The organism is Micromonospora sp. WMMD1076 (assembly GCF_029581475.1).
Taxonomy (GTDB): domain Bacteria; phylum Actinomycetota; class Actinomycetes; order Mycobacteriales; family Micromonosporaceae; genus Micromonospora; species Micromonospora aurantiaca.
This window is the reverse complement of record NZ_CP120862.1, coordinates 140,937-163,001: the sequence shown is the minus strand read 5'-3', so window position 1 is coordinate 163,001 and position 22,065 is coordinate 140,937. Positions and strand designations below refer to the sequence as shown.

20 protein-coding genes are annotated in these 22,065 nt (G+C 69.2%); all 20 read left to right on the top strand.

Features of this window, described 5'->3' with window-relative positions; genetic code table 11:
• Positions 1 to 86: 86 nt before the first annotated feature.
• The 20 genes from secE to rplW all read left to right on the top strand — a co-directional run bounded on the left by secE (position 87) and on the right by rplW (position 22,053).
• Positions 87 to 479, top strand: a complete 393-nt coding sequence (secE, locus tag O7622_RS00835) for a preprotein translocase subunit SecE (protein ID WP_282311376.1) — start codon at positions 87 to 89, stop codon at positions 477 to 479.
• A 35-nt stretch (positions 480 to 514) separates the two neighbouring features.
• Positions 515 to 1,237, top strand: coding sequence for a transcription termination/antitermination protein NusG (gene nusG, locus O7622_RS00830; protein ID WP_073828961.1), 723 nt, complete (start codon positions 515 to 517; stop codon positions 1,235 to 1,237).
• A 188-nt stretch (positions 1,238 to 1,425) separates the two neighbouring features.
• Entirely contained in the window at positions 1,426 to 1,857 is a 432-nt protein-coding gene (rplK, locus tag O7622_RS00825) for a 50S ribosomal protein L11 (protein WP_013288647.1), read from the top strand.
• Between the two features lie 88 nt (positions 1,858 to 1,945).
• Positions 1,946 to 2,662, top strand: coding sequence for a 50S ribosomal protein L1 (gene rplA / locus O7622_RS00820; protein ID WP_282311375.1), 717 nt, complete (start codon positions 1,946 to 1,948; stop codon positions 2,660 to 2,662).
• 82 nt (positions 2,663 to 2,744) lie between these two features.
• On the top strand, positions 2,745 to 3,620 hold the full coding sequence (locus O7622_RS00815) for an ABC transporter ATP-binding protein (protein ID WP_282311374.1): 876 nt from the start codon (positions 2,745 to 2,747) through the stop codon (positions 3,618 to 3,620).
• On the top strand, positions 3,617 to 4,306 hold the full coding sequence (locus O7622_RS00810; RefSeq protein WP_282311373.1) for a hypothetical protein: 690 nt from the start codon (positions 3,617 to 3,619) through the stop codon (positions 4,304 to 4,306). The genes O7622_RS00815 and O7622_RS00810 overlap by 4 nt, the downstream gene beginning before the upstream one ends.
• A 316-nt stretch (positions 4,307 to 4,622) precedes the next feature.
• A complete protein-coding gene (gene rplJ / locus O7622_RS00805; protein ID WP_216929841.1) occupies positions 4,623 to 5,168 on the top strand; it encodes a 50S ribosomal protein L10 in 546 nt (181 codons plus the stop codon).
• Between the two features lie 54 nt (positions 5,169 to 5,222).
• The gene (rplL, locus tag O7622_RS00800) at positions 5,223 to 5,609 is read left to right on the top strand and encodes a 50S ribosomal protein L7/L12 (protein WP_282311372.1); all 387 of its coding nucleotides are present in this window, start codon (positions 5,223 to 5,225) and stop codon (positions 5,607 to 5,609) included.
• 577 nt (positions 5,610 to 6,186) lie between these two features.
• Positions 6,187 to 9,618, top strand: a complete 3,432-nt coding sequence (locus O7622_RS00795; protein ID WP_013288641.1) for a DNA-directed RNA polymerase subunit beta — start codon at positions 6,187 to 6,189, stop codon at positions 9,616 to 9,618.
• Between the two features lie 80 nt (positions 9,619 to 9,698).
• A complete protein-coding gene (locus tag O7622_RS00790; protein WP_282311371.1) occupies positions 9,699 to 13,586 on the top strand; it encodes a DNA-directed RNA polymerase subunit beta' in 3,888 nt (1,295 codons plus the stop codon).
• A 114-nt stretch (positions 13,587 to 13,700) separates the two neighbouring features.
• Positions 13,701 to 14,069, top strand: a complete 369-nt coding sequence (locus tag O7622_RS00785; protein ID WP_282311370.1) for a hypothetical protein — start codon at positions 13,701 to 13,703, stop codon at positions 14,067 to 14,069.
• 350 nt (positions 14,070 to 14,419) lie between these two features.
• A complete protein-coding gene (locus tag O7622_RS00780) occupies positions 14,420 to 14,791 on the top strand; it encodes a hypothetical protein (protein ID WP_282313997.1) in 372 nt (123 codons plus the stop codon).
• A 498-nt stretch (positions 14,792 to 15,289) separates the two neighbouring features.
• Positions 15,290 to 15,664, top strand: a complete 375-nt coding sequence (gene rpsL, locus O7622_RS00775; RefSeq protein WP_007465318.1) for a 30S ribosomal protein S12 — start codon at positions 15,290 to 15,292, stop codon at positions 15,662 to 15,664.
• Position 15,665: 1 nt separating this feature from the next.
• Positions 15,666 to 16,136: a 30S ribosomal protein S7 gene (rpsG, locus tag O7622_RS00770; RefSeq protein WP_013288637.1), complete on the top strand. Its 471-nt coding sequence runs from the start codon at positions 15,666 to 15,668 to the stop codon at positions 16,134 to 16,136.
• Between the two features lie 75 nt (positions 16,137 to 16,211).
• On the top strand, positions 16,212 to 18,308 hold the full coding sequence (gene fusA / locus O7622_RS00765; protein WP_282311369.1) for an elongation factor G: 2,097 nt from the start codon (positions 16,212 to 16,214) through the stop codon (positions 18,306 to 18,308).
• A 222-nt stretch (positions 18,309 to 18,530) separates the two neighbouring features.
• Positions 18,531 to 19,724 carry an elongation factor Tu gene (tuf, locus tag O7622_RS00760; RefSeq protein ID WP_282311368.1) on the top strand — a complete coding sequence of 398 codons (1,194 nt, stop codon included), beginning with the start codon at positions 18,531 to 18,533 and terminating at the stop codon, positions 19,722 to 19,724.
• A gap of 355 nt (positions 19,725 to 20,079) precedes the next feature.
• Complete coding sequence (rpsJ, locus tag O7622_RS00755) at positions 20,080 to 20,388, top strand: 30S ribosomal protein S10 (protein ID WP_007073037.1); 309 nt, start codon at positions 20,080 to 20,082, stop codon at positions 20,386 to 20,388.
• An 11-nt stretch (positions 20,389 to 20,399) separates the two neighbouring features.
• Complete coding sequence (gene rplC / locus O7622_RS00750; RefSeq protein WP_013288634.1) at positions 20,400 to 21,065, top strand: 50S ribosomal protein L3; 666 nt, start codon at positions 20,400 to 20,402, stop codon at positions 21,063 to 21,065.
• Positions 21,062 to 21,754 carry a 50S ribosomal protein L4 gene (rplD, locus tag O7622_RS00745; RefSeq protein ID WP_282311367.1) on the top strand — a complete coding sequence of 231 codons (693 nt, stop codon included), beginning with the start codon at positions 21,062 to 21,064 and terminating at the stop codon, positions 21,752 to 21,754. The genes rplC and rplD overlap by 4 nt, the downstream gene beginning before the upstream one ends.
• On the top strand, positions 21,751 to 22,053 hold the full coding sequence (rplW, locus tag O7622_RS00740) for a 50S ribosomal protein L23 (protein WP_013288632.1): 303 nt from the start codon (positions 21,751 to 21,753) through the stop codon (positions 22,051 to 22,053). The genes rplD and rplW overlap by 4 nt, the downstream gene beginning before the upstream one ends.
• Positions 22,054 to 22,065 lie beyond the last annotated feature (12 nt).

Sequence of the window (22,065 nt, the reverse complement as noted above, 5' to 3'; positions counted from 1 at the left end):
GTCGCGGGACGGTTGGTCCGGCCGGCGTGACCAACACGCCGCGCACGCCGCCCGGCGTGCGACCCCATACCCGCACGGAGGGCGAAGTGGCCGAGAGCAAGCGCCGCGGCGAGGACGACGGCGACGAGCGTCTGAACGACGACGCGACCGTCGACGACGTGGCCGACGACGACGCCACCGACGCGGACGACCCGGTCTCCCGGGGTGGCACCGCGACCCGTAAGCGGGCGCAGGCCGAGCCGGCCGAGGGCCGGAAGACCCGCAAGGACACCGAGCGGATCGGGCTGTTCGCCCGCATCGCGCGGTTCTTCCGCGAGGTCGTGGCAGAGCTGCGTAAGGTCATCTGGCCGACCCGCAAGGAGCTGCTGACCTACACGGCCGTGGTGGTCACCTTCGTCGCGGTGATGCTGGCGATCGTGGCCGGCCTGGACTACGGCTTCGCCAAGGTGGTGCTGTGGGTCTTCGGCGAGTCCAGCTGACCTGCGGACAGCGATACTGACGGAAGTGAGCGAGCGTGCCTGAGTACGACGAGACCGCCGGAACCCCGGACGAGCAGTCCACGGTGGCGACGGCGGCCAACAACGAGTCGGTCGAGGCCGCCAGCGAGCCGGAGTTCCCGACCACCGAGCCGGCCCCGGACGAGGACTTCGACCCGGTCGCCGAGCTGCGCCAGAAGCTGCGCTACGCGCCCGGCGACTGGTACGTGGTGCACTCGTACGCCGGCTACGAGAACAAGGTCAAGACCAACCTCGAGACCCGGATCACGTCCCTCGACATGGAGGACTTCATCTACCAGGTCGAGGTGCCGACCCGGGAAGAGGTCGAGGTCAAGAACGGCAAGCGGTCGCAGGTCCAGGCGAAGGTCTTCCCGGGCTACATCCTGGTCCGGATGGAGCTGACCGCCGAGTCCTACTCCTGCGTCCGGAACACCCCGGGGGTCACCGGCTTCGTCGGCGCGACCGACCGGGCCGACCGGCCGGCGCCGCTGAGCCTCGACGAGGTGCTCAAGTGGCTGGCCCCGGCGGTCGAGACCGAGCAGAAGAAGGCCAAGCCCGAGGTCAAGGTCCTCGACTTCGAGGTCGGCGACTCGGTCACCGTCACCGACGGCGCGTTCGCGTCGCTGCCGGCGACGATCAGCGAGATCAACGCCGACCAGCAGAAGCTCAAGGTGCTGGTGTCGATCTTCGGCCGGGAGACGCCGGTCGAGCTGAACTTCAACCAGGTCGCCAAGATCTGACGTACGTCGGCACCGGCGGCCCGCCCCTTCCCGGGGTGGCCGCCGGTGCGCCGTTTCGCCATCCGCCGACCTCGGCGCGGAGGGTGGCCGACGGCTGCGCTACCCTAGAACGTCGGCTGTCCGCACCGCGCTGACCGTGCGCGCCCGCGGACCGGCGAGAATCCCAGTTCCAAGCCCCAGGAAGAGACATGCCTCCGAAGAAGAAGCTCGTCAAGACGTTCACGCTTCAGCTCCCGGCGGGCCAGGCCACCCCGGCGCCGCCGGTCGGCCCCGCGCTCGGCCAGCACGGCGTGAACATCATGGAGTTCTGCAAGTCCTACAACGCGCAGACCGAGTCCCAGCGGGGCGACATCGTCCCCGCCGAGATCAGCGTCTACGAGGACCGCACGTTCACCTTCGTGCTTAAGACCCCGCCCGCCGCCCGGCTGCTGATCAAGGCCGCCGGTGTGCAGAAGGGCTCGGGCGTCCCGCACAAGGAGAAGGTCGGCTCGGTCACCCGCGCCCAGCTGCGCGAGATCGCCGAGAAGAAGATGGCCGACCTCAACGCCAACGACATCGACCAGGCCGAGAAGATCATCGCCGGCACCGCCCGGTCGATGGGCCTGACCGTCGCCGACTGATCTCGCTCCACCGCTCCACCCGATCTTTCTGTTCGTGGGAGGGCCGCGTACGCCGCGCGCCCGCCAGAGACCACAGGAGTCACCAGAAATGCAGCGCAGCAAGAGCTACCGCAAGGCCGCCGATGTCATCGACCGGTCGAAGCTCTACACCCCCGTCGAGGCCGTCAAGCTGGCCAAGGACACCACCAACACCAAGTTCGACGCCACGGTCGAGGTCGCGATGCGCCTCGGCGTCGACCCCCGCAAGGCGGACCAGATGGTCCGCGGCACGGTCAACCTGCCGCACGGCACCGGTAAGACCGCCCGCGTGATCGTCTTCGCCGCCGGCGCGAAGGCCGAGGAGGCCGTCGCCGCGGGTGCGGACGAGGTGGGCACCGACGAGCTGGTCGCCCGTATCCAGGGCGGTTGGCTGGACTTCGACGCGGCGATCGCCACGCCCGACCAGATGGCCAAGATCGGCCGGATCGCGCGGATCCTGGGCCCGCGCGGTCTGATGCCGAACCCGAAGACCGGCACCGTGACCATGGACGTCACCAAGGCCGTCTCGGACATCAAGGGCGGCAAGATCACCTTCCGGGTGGACAAGCACTCCAACCTGCACCTGATCATCGGCAAGGCCTCCTTCTCGGAGAACCAGCTGGTGGACAACTACGCCGCGGTGCTGGACGAAGTGCTGCGGGCCAAGCCGTCCGCGGCCAAGGGCACGTACCTCAAGAAGGTCACCCTCACCACCACGATGGGCCCGGGCGTCCCGGTCGACCCGAAGGTCGTGAAGAACTTCCAGGAGGGCTCGGCCGAGGGCTGAGCACGCTTACTCCCGGACGGGGCCCCGCCACCATGCTGTGGCGGGGCCCCGTTCGTCTGTCCGGTGTGGCACGCTCGGGCGCATGCGGCTCGACGGCGTCTGGCTCCGCTACCACAGGCACGGCCCGTGGGTGCTGCGGCAGGTCGACGTCGCGATCGGTCCGGGTGAGGCGGCGGTGGTGCTCGGCCGCAACGGCGCCGGCAAGTCCACGTTGCTCCAGCTCGCCGCCGGGGTGCTGCGCCCGAGCCGGGGCCGGGTGGCCGACCGGCCGCCGGTCGTCGGCTGGGTGCCGGAGCGCTTCCCCGCCGACCAGCCGTTCACAGTCGGGGCCTACCTGTCCGCCATGGGCCGCGTCGCCGGCCTGCGCGGTCCCGCCGCCGACCGGGCGGTGCGCCACTGGGTGGAGCGGCTGGGCCTGACCCGCTTCCACGACGTGCGCCTGCCGCGGCTGTCCAAGGGCACCGCGCAGAAGGTCGGCCTGGCTCAGGCACTGCTGCGCCCGCCCGGCCTGCTGGTGCTCGACGAGCCCTGGGAGGGGCTGGACGCCATCGCCCGCGAGTCGGTCCCCGAGATCATCGGCGAGGTGCTGGCCGACGGCGGCACGGTGCTGGTCAGCGACCACCGCGGCGAGACGGTCCGGCTCCCCGGAGCCCGGCACCTGTCGGTCACCGACGGCACGGTGACCGAGGAGGCGTCGCCGGGCGGCGCGGCCGTCGCCGTGGTCGAGCTGGCGGTCCCGGCCGCCGGGCTGGCCGCCGCCGTCGCCCGCCTGCGCGCCGACGGCCACCAGATCCTTCGGGTACGCGAACACGCCGTCCCGCCCACCGCCACGCACCCGGTGCCGGCCTCCGCCGGCCCGTCGGGCACCGGCGGGCCGGTCGGCGCGCCCGCCGCTGGTTCCCCGGACCAGTCCGGGGACTCCGCCCGGCCCGGGCCGGCGCCGGAGGCGGCCCGGTGATCGCGCTGGTCCGGCTGCGGCTGGCCGGCTTCCTGCGTACCGGACGGGCGCTGGCGCCGGTGCTGGCCGGCCTGCTCGTCCTCGGCGTCCTCTACGGCGGTGGCCGGGCCCGGCCGGCGGAGGCCTACGGCGTCTCCGCCGTGGTGCTGTTCCCGGTGCTGGCCTGGCAGACCAAGATCCTGCTGGACGTGGAACCCGACGTGCAGCGCCGGATGGCCCGGGTGGTGGCCGGACCGGTCCGGGAACGGGCGGCCGGGCTGCTCGCGGCGCTGGTGGCGGGGCTCGCCGTGGTGCTCGTCGCGCTGGCGCTGCCGTGGCCGCTGGGTGGGGTCACAGCTGCCGTCGGGCCGGGGGAGCGGCCGGTGCTCGCCGGGGTGGCCCTGGGGCTCTGGGCGCACCTGCTCGCGCTGCCGGCGGCGGTGGCGCTCGGCGCGCTGGCGAGCCGGGCGGTGACGCGCAGCGCCGGCTACGGGGTGGCGGTGCTGGTCACCGGCGCGGTCGGGGTCGCGGTGCTCGGGCTCTCCGGTTCGGTCGCGCCCTGGGTGGTCCCGCCGGTGATGGCGACCGCGCGGGCGCTCACCGGGCCGGTCGCGGCCGGTGCGGGCCTGCTGCTGACCGGCTGGGCGGCGCTCTGGGCGGCGGTGGCGCTGACCGGCTACGCCTGGGTGCGGCGCACCCGGGCCTGAGCGGTGGGTGACCTGGCGCACTCGGCGCGATTTGGTGCTGCGGCGTACGTCGCGTAACCTGGTGCGGTAGTTCCACCCAAAGACCGCTGGTCACCGTGCTCCGGCACGGTCGAAGGTCCCGCGACGACGGGCGACCCGCGCAGGGCGGTAAGCGAAACTCGGTGTCACGCACGGTCCGCCGACTGTGCTCGTGTCCCGGCCCTCGCCCCGTGCGCCCTGCGCCGGGGCTTTTTCGTTGTCGTGATGCCTCCGCCGCCGTCGTCGAGCCTCGGCTCGCCGCCGGCGTACCAGCTCCGAGCAACGAGAGAGGAGGGACATGGCGGACAAGCCGATCCGGGCCGACAAGGCCACGGCCGTCGCCGAGCTGACCGAGAGCTTCCGCAACGCGGGAGCGACCGTGCTGACCGAGTACCGCGGGCTCACGGTTTCGCAGCTCACCCAGCTGCGGCGCTCGCTCGGCAAGGAGACCAGCTACACGGTTGCGAAGAACACGCTGGCCAAGCGTGCCGCGGTCGATGCGGGCATCTCCGGCCTCGACGAGCTGTTCTCCGGTCCTACCGCGCTGACTTTCGTTTCGGGCGACGTCGTCGAGGCGGCGAAGGGGCTTCGCGACTTCGCGAAGGCCAACCCGAAGCTCGTCATCAAGGGCGGTGTCTTCGAGGGCAAGGCCATTTCCGCGGCCGAGGTCACGAAGCTCGCCGACCTGGAGTCCCGCGAGGTGCTGCTGGCCAAGCTGGCCGGCGCCATGAAGGGCAACCTGAGCAAGGCCGCGGCCCTGTTCCAGGCTCCGCTCGCCAAGACCGCGCGTCTGGCGGCCGCCCTGCAGGACAAGCGCGAGAAGGAGGGCGCCGAGGCGGCCTGAGGCCACCCGGCGCACCCACGTTCTTAGTTTTCATTGCGAGAAAGGACGCCAGACATGGCGAAGCTCAGCACCGACGAGCTGCTCGACGCGTTCAAGGAGATGACGCTGATCGAGCTCTCCGAGTTCGTGAAGCAGTTCGAGGAGACCTTCGAGGTCACCGCCGCCGCTCCGGTCGCCGTCGCCGGCGTTGCCGGTCCGGGTGCCCCGGCCGCCGAGGCCGAGCCGGAGAAGGACGAGTTCGACGTCATCCTCGACGCCGACGGTGGCAAGAAGATCCAGGTCATCAAGGTCGTGCGCGAGCTGACCGGCCTGGGCCTCAAGGAGGCCAAGGACCTGGTCGAGGCCGCTCCGAAGGCCGTCCTGGAGAAGGCCAACAAGGAGACCGCCGAGAAGGCCAAGGCCAAGCTCGAGGGCGAGGGCGCCAAGGTCACCCTCAAGTGACCTCGCGCTTGACCTGACGCGCGTCCGGCTCACGTGAGCCGGGGCACATCGCGTCGCGGCGGGCGGTGATCCGGGAGACCGGGTCGCCGCCCGCCGTGTTGGTGCCACCCGCGGGCGAACGGTGTGAGCAGGGCGTACAGCGTCCTCTCATCGGCCGGTCAGCGAGGTCTGCCGGTAGCCCGTCGGTGGGAAAGACACCCCGAGCGGTAACCGGCCCTTGACGCGGCACGGGCCTGCCAGGCACGCTGAACATCAGCAAGACCTTCCGCGCTTGCAACGGCCGCCTCTCGGGTAAGGGCAACGGCAGCACCTCCGCCGCGGCTCCCGAGCGGACCGGCAGGAGCGTCGCGTTCCGAGCGGCCCGGTCGACCCGGTTCTCCGAGGTCCCAGGGCTTGTTCCGCGACGACCTGCGGGGCGGGCTGGACAGCGGTTAGCCTCTCGGCTACACTGCTAGTTTGCGCTGCCTTCCGACTTGACCCCTGCTCGGAAATGTCCGATTGTGGATATTTCTGGTGGGGTCATTGGAGTGCACGCGTACCAGCCGTTCTGCAGCACCGGTCCTCGGAAGGACGCATCTTGGCAGCTTCCCGCCCTGCGAAGACCAGTCGTACGTCGAGCGCATTCGCGCCCCGCCGAGTTTCTTTCGGTCGGATCACCGAACACCTCGAGGTCCCCAACCTCCTCGCCATCCAGAACGAGTCCTTCGACTGGCTCGTCGGCAACGAGGCTTGGCAGGGCCGGTCGGCGGACGACCCGCACGCACGCTCGGGTCTCGCGGAGATCCTCGACGAGATCAGTCCCATTGAGGACTTCTCCGGCACCATGTCGCTCTCCTTCTCGGCTCCGCGCTTCGACGAGGTCAAGGCCTCGATCGAGGAGTGCAAGGAGAAGGACCTGACCTACTGCGCGCCGCTGTTCGTGACCGCGGAGTTCACCAACAACACCACTGGCGAGATCAAGAGCCAGACGGTGTTCATGGGTGACTTCCCGATGATGACGCCGAAGGGCACCTTCATCATCAACGGCACCGAGCGCGTCGTGGTCAGCCAGCTCGTCCGCTCGCCGGGCGTGTACTTCGACAAGCAGCCGGACAAGACCTCCGACCGCGACCTCTCCAGTGTCAAGGTCATCCCGAGCCGGGGTGCCTGGCTGGAGTTCGACATCGACAAGCGCGACACGGTCGGCGTTCGCATCGACCGCAAGCGCCGCCAGGCCGTCACCGTCCTGCTCAAGGCCATCGGGTGGTCCGCCGAGCGCATCCGTGAGAAGTTCGGCTGGTCCGAGCTCATGATGACCACGCTCGAGAAGGACCACATCGCCGGCCAGGACGAGGCCCTGCTCGACATCTACCGGAAGCTCCGCCCTGGCGAGCCGCCGACCCGTGAGAACGCCCAGACCCTGCTCGACAACCTCTTCTTCAACCCGAAGCGGTACGACGTCGCCAAGGTCGGGCGCTACAAGTTCAACAAGAAGCTCGAGCTGGACGTGCCGATCACCACCGGCACGCTCACCGAGGACGACATCGTCGCCACAGTGGAATACCTCTGCCGGCTGCACGCCGGTGAGGAGGGCTACGAGGCCGACGACATCGACCACTTCGGCAACCGTCGCCTGCGTACCGTGGGCGAGCTGATCCAGAACCAGGTCCGGGTGGGTCTCTCCCGGATGGAGCGGGTCGTCCGCGAGCGGATGACCACCCAGGACGTCGAGGCGATCACGCCGCAGACCCTGATCAACATCCGCCCGGTGGTGGCGGCGATCAAGGAGTTCTTCGGTACGTCGCAGCTGTCCCAGTTCATGGACCAGACCAACCCGCTGGCGGGTCTGACCCACCGGCGCCGGCTGAGCGCGCTCGGCCCGGGTGGTCTGTCCCGCGAGCGGGCCGGCTTCGAGGTCCGGGACGTGCACCCGTCCCACTACGGCCGGATGTGCCCGATCGAGACGCCGGAAGGCCCGAACATCGGCCTGATCGGCGCGCTGTCCACGTTCGCCCGGGTCAACCCGTTCGGCTTCATCGAGACGCCGTACCGGAAGGTCATCGACGGCCGGGTCACCGACCAGATCGACTACCTGACCGCGGACGAGGAGGACCGGTTCGTCAAGGCGCAGGCAAACGCCCCGCTGAAGTCGGACGGCACCTTCGCCGAGGACCGCGTCCTGGTCCGCCGTAAGGGCGGCGAGACCGAGGACGTCGCGCCGGGCGCCGTCGACTACATGGACGTGTCGCCGCGGCAGATGACCTCGGTCGCCACCGCGATGATCCCGTTCCTGGAGCACGACGACGCCAACCGCGCGCTCATGGGCGCGAACATGCAGCGTCAGGCGGTGCCGCTGGTCAAGGCCGAGGCCCCGCTGGTCGGTACGGGCATGGAGTACCGCGCCGCGGTCGACGCCGGTGACGTCGTCGTCGCCGAGGTCGGCGGTGTGGTCGAGGACCTGTGCGCGGACTACATCACCGTCCACCAGGACGACGGCCACCGCCGGACGTACCTGCTGCACAAGTTCCGCCGCTCCAACGCCGGCTCCTGCGTCAACCAGAAGCCGGTCGTCTTCGAGGGCGACCGCGTCGAGGCCGGTCAGGTCATCGCCGACGGTCCGTGCACCGACGAGGGCGAGATGGCGCTCGGACGCAACCTGCTGGTGGCGTTCATGTGCTGGGAGGGCCACAACTACGAGGACGCGATCATCCTGTCGCAGCGCCTCGTGCAGCAGGACGTGCTCACCTCGATCCACATCGAGGAGCACGAGGTCGACGCCCGGGACACCAAGCTCGGCCCGGAGGAGATCACCCGCGACATCCCGAACGTCAGCGAGGAGATGCTCGCCGACCTCGACGAGCGCGGCATCATCCGGATCGGCGCCGAGGTCGTCCCCGGCGACATCCTGGTCGGCAAGGTCACCCCGAAGGGTGAGACCGAGCTGACTCCCGAGGAGCGGCTGCTCCGCGCGATCTTCGGCGAGAAGGCGCGCGAGGTCCGGGACACCTCGCTGAAGGTGCCGCACGGCGAGACCGGCACGGTCATCGGTGTGCGTACCTTCTCCCGCGAGGACGGCGACGAGCTGCCCCCGGGCGTGAACGAGCTGGTCCGGGTCTACGTGGCCCAGAAGCGCAAGATCCAGGACGGTGACAAGCTCGCGGGCCGCCACGGCAACAAGGGCGTCATCTCCAAGATCCTGCCGATCGAGGACATGCCGTTCCTGGAGGACGGCACCCCGGTCGACATCGTGCTGAACCCGCTCGGTGTGCCGTCCCGGATGAACATCGGCCAGGTCCTGGAGACCCACCTCGGGTGGGTGGCCAAGACCGGCTGGAGCGTGGACGGCGACGACGCCGAGTGGAAGCGCCAGCTCCGCTCGATCAACGCGCACGAGTCCGAGCCGGACACCAACGTGGCCACGCCGGTCTTCGACGGTGCCCGCGAGGAGGAGATCTCCGGTCTGCTGGCGTCGACCCTGCCCAACCGGGACGGCAACCAGCTCATCGGGGGCAGCGGCAAGGCGCAGCTGTTCGACGGTCGTTCCGGCGAGCCGCTGCCCGACCCGATCGCGGTCGGCTACGTCTACATCCTGAAGCTCAACCACCTGGTCGACGACAAGATCCACGCCCGGTCGACCGGCCCGTACTCGATGATCACGCAGCAGCCGCTGGGTGGTAAGGCGCAGTTCGGTGGCCAGCGCTTCGGTGAGATGGAGTGCTGGGCCATGCAGGCGTACGGCGCCGCCTACGCCCTGCAGGAGCTGCTGACCATCAAGTCCGACGACGTCCTGGGCCGGGTCAAGGTCTACGAGGCGATCGTCAAGGGCGAGAACATCCCCGAGCCGGGCATCCCGGAGTCGTTCAAGGTGCTGCTCAAGGAGCTGCAGTCGCTGTGCCTCAACGTCGAGGTGCTCTCCAGCGACGGTGTGGCCCTAGAGATGCGCGAGACCGACGACGAGGTGTTCCGGGCGGCGGAGGAGCTGGGCATCGACCTGTCCCGGCGCGAGCCGAGCTCGGTCGAAGAGGTCTGAGGTGGTGATCCGGGGCAGGGTCACCCTGCCCCGGATCCCACTCGTTAGCTAGCAGTACAGACGACGACATAGGGGACATAGTGCTCGACGTCAACTTCTTCGACGAGCTGCGCATCGGCCTCGCCACCGCTGACGACATCCGTCAGTGGTCCCACGGCGAGGTCAAGAAGCCCGAGACCATCAACTACCGCACCCTCAAGCCGGAGAAGGACGGGCTCTTCTGCGAGAAGATCTTCGGTCCGCAGCGGGACTGGGAGTGCTACTGCGGTAAGTACAAGCGGGTCCGCTTCAAGGGCATCATCTGCGAGCGCTGCGGCGTCGAGGTGACCCGCTCCAAGGTTCGCCGGGAGCGGATGGGTCACATCGAGCTGGCCGCTCCGGTGACCCACATCTGGTACTTCAAGGGCGTGCCGAGCCGGCTGGGCTACCTGCTGGACCTCGCCCCGAAGGACCTCGAAAAAATCATCTACTTCGCCTCGTACGTCGTGACGAGCGTGGACGCCGAAGCGCGTCACCGCGACCTCTCGACCATCGAGAACGAGATCCTGGCCGAGAAGCGGCAGGCCGAGAACAGCCGCGACTCGGAGATCGAGAAGCGGGCCGCCAAGCTGGAGGCCGACCTGGCCGAGCTGGAGGCCGAGGGCGCGAAGGCGGACGTCCGGCGCAAGGTCAAGGAGGGCGGAGAGCGCGAGATGCGCCAGATCCGCGACCGGGCCCAGCGCGAGATCGACCGCCTCGACGAGGTCCTCGACACCTTCCGCAAGCTGGAGCCGAAGCAGCTGGTCACCGACGAGCTGCTCTACCGCGAGCTGCGCGACCGCTTCGGTGAGTACTTCACCGGCAGCATGGGCGCCGAGGCGATCAAGGCCCTGGTCCAGAACATGGACCTGGAGGCCGAGGCGGAGAACCTGCGCGAGACCATCCGCTCCGGCAAGGGCCAGCGGAAGATCCGGGCGCTCAAGCGGCTCAAGGTCGTCGCGGCGTTCCAGAACACCCGCAACTCGCCGCTCGGCATGGTGCTGGACTGCGTCCCGGTCATCCCGCCGGACCTGCGCCCGATGGTGCAGCTCGACGGTGGCCGCTTCGCGACCTCCGACCTGAACGACCTGTACCGGCGTGTGATCAACCGGAACAACCGCCTCAAGCGGCTGATCGACCTCGGCGCGCCCGAGATCATCGTCAACAACGAGAAGCGGATGCTCCAGGAGGCCGTCGACGCGCTGTTCGACAACGGCCGTCGTGGTCGTCCGGTCACCGGCCCGGGTAACCGGCCGCTGAAGTCGCTGTCCGACATGCTCAAGGGCAAGCAGGGCCGGTTCCGCCAGAACCTGCTGGGCAAGCGCGTCGACTACTCCGGCCGTTCGGTCATCGTGGTCGGCCCGAAGCTCAAGCTGCACCAGTGCGGCCTGCCCAAGCAGATGGCGCTGGAGCTGTTCAAGCCGTTCGTGATGAAGCGGCTGGTCGACCTCAACCACGCGCAGAACATCAAGTCCGCCAAGCGGATGGTCGAGCGGCAGCGGCCGGTCGTGTGGGACGTGCTGGAGGAAGTCATCGGCGAGCACCCGGTTCTGCTGAACCGCGCGCCGACCCTGCACCGTCTGGGCATCCAGGCCTTCGAGCCGCAGCTGGTCGAGGGCAAGGCCATCCAGATCCACCCGCTGGTCTGCACCGCGTTCAACGCCGACTTCGACGGTGACCAGATGGCGGTCCACGTGCCGCTGTCCGCCGAGGCCCAGGCCGAGGCGCGGATCCTGATGCTGTCGTCGAACAACATCCTCAAGCCGGCCGACGGCAAGCCGGTCACCATGCCGACCCAGGACATGGTCATCGGTCTCTACCACCTCACCCACCTCACTCCGGGTGGCAAGGGCGAGGGCCGGGCGTTCAGCTCGGACGCCGAGGCGCGGATGGCGTACGACAACGGCGAGCTGCACCTGCAGGCTCCGGTCCGGATCCGGCTGCGCGACGTGGTCGGTGTGGACAACGGCGCCGGCGCCGAGCCGTGGACCGCCCCCGAGGGGTGGACCGAGGGCGAGCCGGTGACCGTGGAGACCACGCTGGGCCGGGTCCTGTTCAACGAGACGCTGCCCCCGGGCTACCGCTTCGTGAACTACGAGATCCGCAAGGGCCAGCTCTCCGCGATCGTCAACGACCTCGCCGAGCGCTTCCCGAAGGTGGCCCTGGCGGCCACCCTGGACGGGCTCAAGGAGGCCGGTTTCCACTGGGCCACCTGGTCCGGCGTCACCATCGGCATGGAGGACGTCATCGCTCCGCCGCGCAAGCGGGAGATCCTGGAGCGGTACGAGAAGGAAGCCGACCGGATCGACAAGCAGTACCAGCGTGGTCTGATGACCGCCGAGGAGCGCCGCGGCGAGCTCATCGAGATCTGGACCAAGGCGACCAACGAGGTCGCCAAGGAGATGGACACCGCGCTGCCGCAGGAGAACCCGCTGTGGAAGATGATCAACTCGGGTGCCCGCGGTAACCTGCTCCAGCTCCGGCAGATCGCGGCGATCCGTGGTCTGGTGGCCAACCCGAAGGGTGAGATCATCCCGCGGCCGATCAAGGCCAGCTACCGGGAGGGTCTGTCCGTGCTGGAGTACTTCATCTCCACGCACGGTGCCCGCAAGGGTCTCGCGGACACCGCCCTGCGTACCGCCGACTCGGGTTACCTGACCCGGCGTCTGGTGGACGTCTCGCAGGACGTCATCATCCGCGAGGAGGACTGCGGCACCGACCGCGCCATCCCGATGCAGGTCGGTGAGCGCATCGACGGCACTCTGGTCGTGCACGAGCACGCCGAGACCAGCGTGCACGCCCGGACGCTCGCCGACGACATCAAGGGACCGGACGGCACCGTGGTGGCCCACCGCGGCCAGGACATCAACTCGATCCTGGTGGACGCGATCGTCGCCGCCGGGACCGAGACGGTACGGGTGCGCAGCGTGCTCACCTGCGAGTCGAAGCTGGGCGTCTGCGGTGCGTGCTACGGCCGCTCGCTGCCGACCGGCAAGACCGTGGACGTCGGCGAGGCGGTCGGCATCATCGCCGCCCAGTCGATCGGTGAGCCGGGTACGCAGCTGACGATGCGTACCTTCCACACCGGTGGTGTCGCGGGTGAGGACATCACCCAGGGTCTGCCCCGTGTCCAGGAGATCTTCGAGGCCCGGGTGCCGAAGGGTAAGGCGCCCATCGCCGACACCCCGGGTCGCATCCGGATCGAGGACGGCGAGCGGTCCCGCAAGATCGTGGTCATCCCGGACGACGGCAGCGACGAGATCGTCTACGACAAGATCTCGAAGCGGGTCCGGCTCCGGGCGCACGACGGCGACCACGTCGAGGTCGGCGAGAAGCTCACCGAGGGCACCATCGACCCGCACGAGCTGCTGCGCATCCTCGGCCCGCGCGCGGTCCAGGTCCACCTGACCCAGGAGGTCCAGGAGGTCTACCGCTCGCAGGGTGTGCTCATCCACGACAAGCACATCGAGATCATCATCCGCCAGATGCTCAAGCGGGTGACTGTGATCGACTCCGGCTCGACCGAGTTCCTGCCGGGCGTGCTGGTCGACCGGGCGCTGTTCGAGTCGGAGAACCGCCGGCTCGTCGGCGAGGGTGGCGAGCCCGCCGCCGGTCGCCCGGTGCTGATGGGTATCACCAAGGCCTCGCTGGCCACTGACTCCTGGCTGTCGGCGGCCTCCTTCCAGGAGACCACCCGGGTGCTGACGGACGCGGCGATCCACGCCCGCAGCGACTCGCTGATCGGCCTCAAGGAGAACGTGATCATCGGTAAGCTCATCCCGGCCGGTACGGGCATCAGCAAGTACCGCAACGTCCGGGTCGAGCCGACCGAGGAGGCGAAGGCCAAGGTCTACTCGATGACCGGCTACCCGGAGACCGACTACGGCTTCGGGCCGGCCAGCGGCCAGGCGGTTCCGCTGGACGACTTCGACTTCGGGTCGTACCGCTAAGCAGTAGGGAACGACGAGGCCCCCGGCATCCGCCGGGGGCCTCGTCGCGTCCGGAGTGCCGGGACCGGCTGCCTTCCGCTGGGACGGGCGGCCGGGCCGGGGCATGATGGGGGCATGACGACAGTGCCCGGGCAGGCGCCCGTCGTGCCGCAGGCGTACCGCCATCCGTACGACCCGGAGCCGGTCCGCTCCACCAAGGCCCGTGCCGTCTTCGCGCTCGGGCTGATCGGCGCGCTCACCGGTCTGTTCCTCGGCGGCGCGGTACCGGCCACGATCGCGCTCGTGCTCGCCCGGCAGGCGCGCCGGGAGGCGTACGCCTCGGGTGGCTATCTCACCGGCTCCGACTGGCTGCGGCGCGGCGAGCAGATGGCGCGGACCGGGCTGGTGCTGACCGCCGCCGCGGTGGTCGCGGCGGTGGTGATCGGTGTGGTCCGGGCCGCGGACGCCTCGTTCGGCCACGACTTCGCGCCGAACTTCGACTGACCCGGTGGGGGAGCGGGCCGGCGCCCGCCCACCCGACGGTGATCGGCGGCGGTAGCCTGGCCGGTGTCCGTCACGCGGCGGGCGCGTGTGGACAGGAGGACCCCGTGACGGAACCGGCTCCGCCGGGAGGCGACCAGCCCCGCCCCGGGCCGTACCCGCCGGGTTCCGCGTCCGCGCCGGCGCACCAGCCGGGGCCGTACGGGGCGTACCCGGGGAATCCGCCGGCGCATGGCGGCGGGTGGCCGGCGCCGGCGAGCGCGCCCGGCCACGGCGTCTGGGGTCCGCACGGCACTCCGGCGTTCCCGCCGCCGCCGGCCGAGGCGCCGCGGCCGCCGAAGCGGGTCGACGCGGTGCCCGGTACGCCGTTCGGGGTGGTCCACCTGGACGTGCCGCCGGTCACCTCGGGCCTGGCCATCGGGTCGCTCGTCGCCGGTATCGCCGCGATCGGGGTGTCGCTGCTGGTGCTGTGTGTCGGTCTCGCCGGCCGGAACTTCGGCGGCGCCTGGGCGGCCGGCGCGTTCACAGTGCTCGGCGGGCTGATCGGCGTCGGCGCGGTGGTGGCCGGGCTGCTCGCCCGGCGGCAGATCCGGCGGCCGGCGCCGCCGCCCTCGGTCCGTTTCACCGGCGCCCGCCTGGCCGTCGCGGGGATCTCCTGCGGGGCGGTGGGGGTGCTGTTCGGCCTGATCGGGCTCGCCTTGGCCCTGGTGGTGCAGATCACGTGAGGCCCTCGTTGCGACGCCTGCGGCCGGTGACCCGGGTTGAGTGGTATGTCCGGGTGTCCGGAGGCCGGGCGGTGTCGGGGCCGCCGGGTCGCGCGGCGGACGAGCCGGTACACTTGTCACTGTAGGTGCCCATCACCGGTGCATCGGCGACCCGGAGACCGGGAGGCGGACCGCGGAGCGGTCCTTCCCGGCCCATCCGTTTTGACCGGCGCGGCTGTGGTAGGTACTCTTTCCCCTTGTGCCCGGGCTCGCCCGGGCAATGCGTGCGTGCGCTGGAACCGGTCAGCCGGTGATCGCGCGGTCGCACCACCAAGACCAGAAGATCCGGTACGACGCGTCAGCGGCCGGCACCGGGACCGTGACTTGGGCGACACGCCCGACCGCGGGTGCTGGGGCCGTCAGGCGGCCCTGGTTGGAATGTAGGAGAGCCGCCCATCCGGACGGCTGGAGCAGACGGCGCGGTCGCCTCGCAGCGGCCGAAGGGAGCGGAGAAACCCGGTGCCCACCATTCAGCAGTTGGTCCGAAAGGGCCGTCAGGCCAAGACGACCAAGACCAAGACCCCGGCGCTCAAGGGGTCTCCCCAGCGGCGCGGCGTGTGCACCCGCGTGTACACCACCACCCCGAAGAAGCCGAACTCGGCGCTGCGCAAGGTCGCTCGTGTCAAGCTCAGCAGCCAGATCGAGGTGACCGCCTACATCCCGGGCGTCGGCCACAACCTCCAGGAGCACTCGATCGTGCTCGTGCGCGGCGGCCGTGTGAAGGACCTCCCCGGCGTGCGGTACAAGATCGTGCGCGGTTCGCTGGACACCCAGGGTGTCCGCAACCGCAAGCAGGCTCGCAGCCGCTACGGCGCGAAGAAGGAGAAGAGCTGACATGCCGCGTAAGGGACCCGCTCCGCGGAAGCCGCTGGTCGCTGACCCGGTGTACAACTCGCCCCTGGTCACCCAGCTGGTGAACAAGATCCTGCTGCGCGGCAAGCGTCAGCTCGCCGAGCGCATCGTGTACGCCGCCCTGGAGGGCTGCCGCGAGAAGTCCGGCACCGACCCCGTCGTCACGCTCAAGCGCGCGATGGACAACGTCAAGCCGACCCTCGAGGTGCGCAGCCGCCGTGTCGGTGGCGCCACCTACCAGGTTCCGGTCGAGGTCCGGCCGTCCCGCGCGACCACGCTCGGTCTGCGCTGGCTGGTGACCTACTCCCGGGCCCGGCGCGAGAAGACCATGGTCGAGCGGCTGATGAACGAGCTGCTGGACGCGAGCAACGGCCTCGGCGCCGCCGTCAAGCGGCGTGAGGACACGCACAAGATGGCCGAGTCGAACAAGGCCTTCGCGCACTACCGCTGGTAACACCTGAGGTTCCGGCGCCCACCGGCGCCGGAACCGCCACCAGTTGTGTCGAGACGACGATAAGTAGGGATTGAAGTGGCCGCCGCAGACGCGCTCGCCAACGTACGCAACATCGGCATCATGGCCCACATCGATGCCGGTAAGACCACCACCACCGAGCGAATCCTGTTCTACACCGGCATCACGTACAAGATCGGTGAGGTCCACGAGGGCGCCGCCGTCATGGACTGGATGGAGCAGGAGCAGGAGCGCGGTATCACCATCACTTCCGCCGCCACCAAGTGCGAGTGGAAGGGCCACACGATCCAGATCATCGACACGCCCGGCCACGTCGACTTCACGGTCGAGGTCGAGCGGTCGCTGCGTGTTCTGGACGGTGCGGTCGCGGTCTACGACGGCGTGGCCGGCGTGGAGCCCCAGACGGAGAACGTCTGGCGGCAGGCGGACAAGTACAACGTCCCCCGGATGTGCTTCGTCAACAAGCTCGACCGGACCGGTGCCGACTTCTTCCGCTGCGTGCAGATGATGATCGACCGGCTCAACGCCACCCCGCTGGTCCTCCAGATCCCGATCGGTGCCGAGTCCGACTTCATCGGCGTGGTCGACCTGGTCGAGATGCGCGCGCTCACCTGGCGCGGCGAGACCCAGAAGGGTGAGGACTACGCGGTCGAGGACATCCCGGCCGACCTCGCCGACTCCGCCGCGGAGTGGCGCGAGAAGCTGATGGAGACCCTCGCCGACGTCGACGACTCGGTGATGGAGAAGTACCTCGAGGGCGAGGAGATCTCGACCGACGAGATCAAGGCCGCCATCCGCCGGGCCACCATCGCCGGCAAGGCCAACCCGGTCCTCACCGGTACCGCCTTCAAGAACAAGGGCATCCAGCCGATGCTGGACGCGGTCGTCGCGTACCTGCCCTCGCCGCTGGACATCCCGGCGATCGAGGGTACGGCCACCGACGGCGAGACCCCGCTGCAGCGGAAGCCCTCGGTCTCCGAGCCGTTCTCCGGCCTGGCCTTCAAGATCCAGACCGACAAGCACCTCGGCAAGCTGACGTACGTCCGGATCTACTCCGGCACGCTCGAGTCCGGTTCTCAGGTGATCAACTCCACCAAGGACCGCAAGGAGCGGATCGGCAAGATCTACCAGATGCACGCCAACAAGCGGGAGGAGCGCGGCTCCGCCCAGGCGGGCGACATCATCGCGGTGCAGGGTCTGAAGCAGACCACCACCGGTGACACCCTGTGCGACCCGGCGAACCCGGTCATCCTGGAGTCGATGACCTTCCCGGAGCCGGTCATCGAGGTGGCCATCGAGCCGAAGACCAAGGCCGACCAGGAGAAGCTCAGCACCGCCATCCAGCGGCTGGCCGAGGAGGACCCGACCTTCCGCGTCAAGCTGGACGACCAGACCGGTCAGACGGTCATCTCCGGCATGGGCGAGCTGCACCTGGACATCCTGGTCGACCGGATGCGCCGCGAGTTCAACGTCGAGGCGAACATCGGTAAGCCGCAGGTGGCGTACCGCGAGACGATCCGCCGCAAGGTGGAGAAGGTCGAGTACACCCACAAGAAGCAGACCGGTGGTTCCGGCCAGTACGCCCGCGTGATCATCAGCGTGGAGCCGCTGCCGCTGGGCAACGACGCCCCGACGTACGAGTTCGCCAACGCGGTGACCGGTGGCCGCATCCCCCGGGAGTTCATCCCCTCGGTGGACGCGGGCGCGCAGGACGCCATGCAGTACGGCATCCTCGCCGGCTTCCCCCTGGTGGGCGTCAAGCTCACCCTGGTGGACGGCCAGTACCACGAGGTCGACTCGTCGGAGATGGCGTTCAAGATCGCCGGCTCGATGGCGATGAAGGAGGCGGCCCGCAAGGCCGACCCCGCTCTCCTCGAGCCGATGATGGCCGTTGAGGTCACCACTCCTGAGGAGAACATGGGTGACGTCATCGGCGACCTCAACTCCCGGCGTGGCATCATCCAGGCGATGGAGGAGCGCAGCGGCGCTCGCGTCGTCCGGGCTCTGGTGCCGCTGTCGGAGATGTTCGGCTACGTCGGCGACCTGCGGTCGAAGACCCAGGGCCGGGCTAGCTACAGCATGCAGTTCGACTCCTACGCCGAGGTTCCGGCCTCGGTGGCCAAGGAGATCATCGCCAAGTCGACGGGTGAGTGACACTCATCCTCGGCTGATCCGATGACGCGAGGGCGGTCGCGGGAGGGTTCTCCCGCCCGCGGCCACCTCGATCGGGTTGCGTGAGACCGGGCCTGTAGGCTTCATCGCCGCAGAACCCACAAAAGCTCTCCGGCCTTCCGGCCGGAAAGGCTGTCGACAGAGTCCTAAGCGCCGAACGGCGCGCCGGGCGAACGAACCAAGAAAGTCCACAGGAGGACACCAGTGGCGAAGGCGAAGTTCGAGCGGACTAAGCCGCACGTCAACATCGGCACCATTGGTCACATCGACCACGGTAAGACGACGCTGACGGCGGCCATCACCAAGGTCCTGCACGACCAGTACCCGGACCTGAACCCGTACACGCCGTTCGACGAGATCGACAAGGCGCCGGAGGAGAAGGCCCGCGGCATCACGATCTCCATCGCGCACGTCGAGTACCAGACCGAGGCGCGTCACTACGCGCACGTCGACTGCCCCGGTCACGCCGACTACATCAAGAACATGATCACCGGTGCCGCGCAGATGGACGGCGCGATCCTGGTGGTGGCGGCGACCGACGGCCCGATGCCGCAGACCCGCGAGCACGTGCTGCTGGCCCGTCAGGTCGGTGTGCCGTACATCGTCGTGGCGCTCAACAAGAGCGACATGGTCGACGACGAGGAGCTCCTGGAGCTCGTCGAGCTCGAGGTCCGTGAGCTGCTCTCCTCGCAGGAGTACCCGGGTGACGACCTGCCGGTCGTCCGGGTCTCGGCGCTGAAGGCCCTGGAGGGCGACCCGGAGTGGACCGGGAAGCTCCTGGACCTGATGAACGCCGTGGACACCGCGATCCCGCAGCCGGAGCGCGAGACCGAGAAGCCGTTCCTCATGCCCATCGAGGACGTCTTCACGATCACCGGTCGTGGCACCGTGGTCACCGGTCGCGCCGAGCGCGGCATCCTCAAGCCGAACGAGGAGGTGGAGATCGTCGGCATCCGTGAGAAGTCGATGAAGACCACCTGCACCGGCATCGAGATGTTCCGCAAGCTGCTCGACGAGGCCCGCGCGGGCGAGAACGTCGGTCTGCTGCTGCGCGGCATCAAGCGCGAGGACGTCGAGCGCGGCATGGTCGTCGTCAAGCCGGGCACCACGACCCCGCACACGGAGTTCGAGGCGACTGTCTACATCCTCTCCAAGGAGGAGGGCGGCCGGCACACCCCGTTCTTCCAGAACTACCGCCCGCAGTTCTACTTCCGGACCACGGACGTCACCGGCGTCGTCACGCTGCCCGAGGGCACCGAGATGGTCATGCCGGGCGACAACACCTCGATGACGGTGAAGCTGATCCAGCCCATCGCCATGGAGGAGAACCTGAAGTTCGCGATCCGCGAGGGTGGTCGTACGGTCGGCGCGGGTCGCGTCACCAAGATCATCAAGTGAGCTGGGTAACCCCGATTAGCGTTGCCGCCGGTCGTGCGGCATACTAGTCAGGTTGCGTAACGACAGTCGGTCACCCGCGTCCGGTTGACGCTGGACCTCCGGGAGTCAGACTGTCTCGCGTAGGGTGGTTGGTCGCCATCGGCGGTCAACCACCCTCGCGCGGCGTCCAGGTCGCGGTCACCGCGATCGGCGCCATGACCCACCGCGTGGTCAGAGAATCGCTCCGGAGTCCCGGGGCGGAGCCTGGCCCACGGGCGCGACACGCCCGACCGCGGGGGTCGGCGGAAGTGGGCCTGTGCCAGCCGGTACAGGCGCCCGCAACACAGCGGCATCGAGAGAAGGAACAGAAGCCACCATGGCGGGACAGAAGATCCGCATCCGGCTCAAGGCCTATGACCACGAGGTCGTCGACTCCTCGGCTCGGAAGATCGTCGAGACGGTGACGCGTACCGGGGCGCAGGTCGCTGGCCCGGTGCCGCTGCCCACGGAGATCAACCGTTTCTGCGTCATCCGCTCGCCGCACAAGTACAAGGACTCGCGCGAGCACTTCGAGATGCGTACGCACAAGCGTCTGATCGACATCATCGACCCGACCCCGAAGACGGTCGACTCGCTCATGCGCCTCGACCTGCCGGCTGGCGTCGACATCGAGATCAAGCTGTAGGGACCGGACAAATGGACAGGCAAGTCAAGGGGATCCTGGGCGCCAAGCTCGGCATGACCCAGGTCTGGGACAACAACAAGGTTGTGCCCGTGACCGTGGTTCAGGCCGGCCCGTGCGTCGTGAGCCAGGTTCGTAGCGCCGACAAGGACGGCTACTCCGCGGTCCAGCTGGCGTACGGGGTCATCGACCCGCGCAAGGTCAAGAAGCCGATCGCCGGGCACTACGCCAAGGCGGACGTCGCGCCGCGCCGGCACATCGTCGAGCTGCGCACCTCCGACGCCGCGGACTACGCGCCGGGCCAGGAGGTCACGGTCGAGGAGTTCCCGGCCGGCGTCGTGATCGACGTGACCGGCAAGACCAAGGGCAAGGGCTACGCCGGCCCGATGAAGCGGCACGGCTTCCACGGTCTGCGTGCCAGCCACGGTGTCGAGCGCAAGCACCGCTCGCCCGGCTCGATCGGCGCCTGCGCGACCCCGGGTCGCGTCTTCAAGGGCACCCGGATGGCGGGCCGGATGGGTGGCGTGCGCTACACCGTCCAGAACCTGACCGTCCAGGCGGTCGACACCGAGAACAACCTCCTGCTCGTCCGCGGTGCCATTCCCGGCCCGAAGGGCGCGCTGGTCCTGGTCCGCACCGCGGCCAAGGCGAAGGTGAAGAAGGGCGGTGCGGCCAAGTGACCACCGTTGACGTCATCAACGTCGAAGGCGCCAAGAGCGGCTCCGTCGAGCTGCCGGCCGACATCTTCGACGCGCAGGCCAACATCGCCCTGATGCACCAGGTCGTGGTGGCCCAGCTTGCGGCGGCCCGCCAGGGTACGCACAAGACGAAGACCCGTGGCGAGGTCTCCGGTGGAGGCAGGAAGCCGTACAAGCAGAAGGGCACCGGTCGTGCCCGCCAGGGCTCGACCCGCGCGCCGCAGTTCGCCGGTGGTGGCGTGGTCCACGGCCCGGTGCCGCGCGACTACAGCCAGCGCACCCCGAAGAAGATGAAGGCCGCCGCCCTGCGTGGCGCCCTCTCCGACCGGGCCCGCGCCGGCCAGGTGCACGTCGTCGAGGCGTTCGTCTCCGGCGAGAAGCCGTCCACCAAGGCGGCCCTGGCCACGCTGACCAAGCTGACCCAGGCCCGTCGGGTCCTGGTCGTGCTGAGCAGCACCGACGAGCTGAACTGGGTGTCGCTGCGGAACCTGCGCAACGCGCGGGACAGCCGGGTGCACCTGATCGAGGCCGGCCAGCTCAACACCTACGACGTGCTGGTGGCCGACGACGTGGTCTTCACCAAGGAGGCCCTGGACGAGTTCCTGGGTCTGCCGACGGAGGTCGGCCCTGCGGCCGAGCCCGCCGAGACCACCGAGGAGGATGGCAAGTGAGCACGATCGCCGATCCGCGTGACGTCATCGTCGCGCCGGTCGTCTCGGAGAAGAGCTACAGCGAGCTGAACCGCAACTGGTACACCTTCCTGGTGCACCCGGACGCCAACAAGACCGAGATCAAGATCGCTATCCAGCAGATCTTCAACGTCCGCGTCCTGACGGTCAACACGCTCAACCGCGAGGGCAAGCGCAAGCGGACCCGTACCGGGTTCGGCAAGCGCAAGGACACCAAGCGCGCGATGGTGAAGCTGGCTGACGGTGACCGTATCGAGGCCTTCGGCGGCCCGGTCAGCTGAGGGGTGTAGACA

Bases quoted from the DNA above. Each gene is read 5' to 3' on its own strand.
- rplK (WP_013288647.1), top strand. From the start codon at position 1,426: ATGCCTCCGAAGAAGAAGCTCGTCAAGACGTTCACGCTTCAGCTCCCG.
- rplA (WP_282311375.1), top strand. From the start codon at position 1,946: ATGCAGCGCAGCAAGAGCTACCGCAAGGCCGCCGATGTCATCGACCGG.
- O7622_RS00815 (WP_282311374.1), top strand. From the start codon at position 2,745: ATGCGGCTCGACGGCGTCTGGCTCCGCTACCACAGGCACGGCCCGTGG.
- rplJ (WP_216929841.1), top strand. From the start codon at position 4,623: ATGGCGGACAAGCCGATCCGGGCCGACAAGGCCACGGCCGTCGCCGAG.
- rplL (WP_282311372.1), top strand. From the start codon at position 5,223: ATGGCGAAGCTCAGCACCGACGAGCTGCTCGACGCGTTCAAGGAGATG.
- O7622_RS00785 (WP_282311370.1), top strand. From the start codon at position 13,701: ATGACGACAGTGCCCGGGCAGGCGCCCGTCGTGCCGCAGGCGTACCGC.
- rpsG (WP_013288637.1), top strand. From the start codon at position 15,666: ATGCCGCGTAAGGGACCCGCTCCGCGGAAGCCGCTGGTCGCTGACCCG.
- rpsJ (WP_007073037.1), top strand. From the start codon at position 20,080: ATGGCGGGACAGAAGATCCGCATCCGGCTCAAGGCCTATGACCACGAG.
- rplC (WP_013288634.1), top strand. From the start codon at position 20,400: ATGGACAGGCAAGTCAAGGGGATCCTGGGCGCCAAGCTCGGCATGACC.